This window comes from Brachyspira catarrhinii (genome assembly GCF_005518285.1).
In the GTDB taxonomy this organism is placed as follows: domain Bacteria; phylum Spirochaetota; class Brachyspiria; order Brachyspirales; family Brachyspiraceae; genus Brachyspira; species Brachyspira catarrhinii.
Genome location: NZ_SJDU01000401.1, coordinates 1 through 1,962, shown reverse-complemented (window position 1 = coordinate 1,962; position 1,962 = coordinate 1). Strand labels below are relative to the sequence as shown.

Here is a 1,962-nt window from a genome sequence, read left to right as displayed (position 1 = left end):
GAGTCATTGTATAAGCCTATATTTTATTTGAACATATTATTAAAAAAATCAATTAAATCATATAATACATTTGAATCTAAATAATGAGAACATTCCTGAAATAATCCGCCTACCGTATTTCTCTTTTTGCATCTTACCGATATGAATGCGAGTATTTTTGCTTTTAATAAATGGGCTTCATTACTGCCTTGATTAATATAATTATCTGCACAGTTAAAAAAATTATTAACGCAGTCATGATATAAGTCTTTATCATTTTCTAAAATTATTTCTTCAACTAAATGTTCTAAACAACCAGAAGTTTTATCATCGGCTTTAGTTGTTATAAATAATCCTTTATAATCATCATAATAAATATTTTTGTTTTGATTATATTCACATTTTATAATATCATTAAAAATATTAAATCTTTTTTGAGCATTACTTTCAGCATCAACTACAATGGCAAGTTTTTCTATATTGTTGTAGTTGGAAGTTTTTATAAACGAATTAATATTATTTTTATTCTCAACTTCATTGATTGTTATTATATGTATAGTGTCATCATCTTCTATAAAGTTTTTTATATTTTGACTTGATTCATATTTTAAGTTTAATTTTTCTTTAATTATAAGTGAGCATAAATCCCTCTCATCATTTCCTTCAACAAGAAGAACTTTTTTAGCCATAGGATTATTAAGCATTATTTTATCTTACCTCCCAATTATCCATAGCATTATTTAACTCTTCATTGTTATATATTATAGCTTTATATTTATATTTTTCTTTTTTGTCAGCTTCTATTCTTATCCCTTGAATATCATCATTTGAATTGTATTCATCTTTTTTCTCATTATAAACATCATTAAAAGCCTTTATACATTCATAAGAGTGAGTAGTAGCAAAAAGCTGAACATTATTTTTATAGCATGCTTTAAATAGAGATAGCCATAAATTTCTTAAAGAACTGTAATGAAATCCATTATCAATTTCATCAATAAGCAGAACTCCATTTTCAATAAATGGTATACTTACTATGTAATTGAATATTTTATATACACCAGTACCTAATGCATTTAGAGGTAAATATCTGTCAAGACCAATATCAGCTTCACATATTTGTTCAGATGATATTCTTATTGATTCTATATTTGGTATTATAGTTTTTAAACTATCTACAACTATTTTATCCATTTTTAAATTTTGAAGTTTATCAAATGATGATACAACATTATTTTTTACACTTGTTTCTGAAGTATTGTAATCGTTAAAGAAATAAAAGTTAAATAATGAAGGAGCTAAAATTGCTGAACGTACATTTACATTATTAATAGGAAAAGTATTATTAATAGGTACAAAACTATTATCCATTTGTCTGTTATTATTTATAAGCATTGGAAGTTTTATAGTTTCTCCATTATTATTTTCTACCTGATAATAAATACCATCTAAAGTTGAAAGCTCTAATGATTTTATAGGGTATATATTTAGTTCTTTTTTTGAAGTTTTTATATTTATAGGGGTAGTATAATCAAAATTATAAAAAATCAATTCCAAATTATTATTTAGAGGTATATTCCTTTGAAAAAAAGAAGAAGATATAACTGTATCACTTCTAAACATATTTGAGTATAAATATAATGCTTCCAAAAGATTGCTTTTTCCAACACTGTTTTTGCCAAATATTAAATTAAATTTTTTAAAGCTATCAATAGAAACTTCCTTAAAGCATTTAAAATTACTTATACTAATATTTGGTATTTGAATATCACTCATAATTTTTATTCCATTTTTTGTTTATTATTTGATATAAAAAATAATATACTAAAATAAATATATTGTCAAAGATTAAAAATAAGCAAAATAAAAAAGAGCATACATAATAATGCATACTCTTTTTTGTATTATTAAAAAGTTAAAATATTTTTATGCTTTTTTAGTTTTCATAAATATGCTTACTTTAATCGGATACACTATTAATGA

At 22.8% G+C, this 1,962-nt stretch carries 2 protein-coding genes; both read right to left on the bottom strand.

Going from position 1 to position 1,962, the window contains the following annotated elements; genetic code table 11:
* Window positions 1-23: 23 nt before the first annotated feature.
* A complete protein-coding gene (locus EZH24_RS10935) occupies window positions 24-668 on the bottom strand; it encodes a DUF3226 domain-containing protein (RefSeq protein WP_236847177.1) in 645 nt (214 codons plus the stop codon).
* Window positions 669-687: 19 nt separating this feature from the next.
* Entirely contained in the window at window positions 688-1,755 is a 1,068-nt protein-coding gene (locus EZH24_RS10930; RefSeq protein ID WP_137999145.1) for an AAA family ATPase, read from the bottom strand.
* Window positions 1,756-1,962 lie beyond the last annotated feature (207 nt).

Excerpts from the sequence above, each read along its gene's own strand:
- EZH24_RS10935 (WP_236847177.1), bottom strand. The coding sequence starts at position 668 with ATGGCTAAAAAAGTTCTTCTTGTTGAAGGAAATGATGAGAGGGATTTA.
- EZH24_RS10930 (WP_137999145.1), bottom strand. The coding sequence starts at position 1,755 with ATGAGTGATATTCAAATACCAAATATTAGTATAAGTAATTTTAAATGC.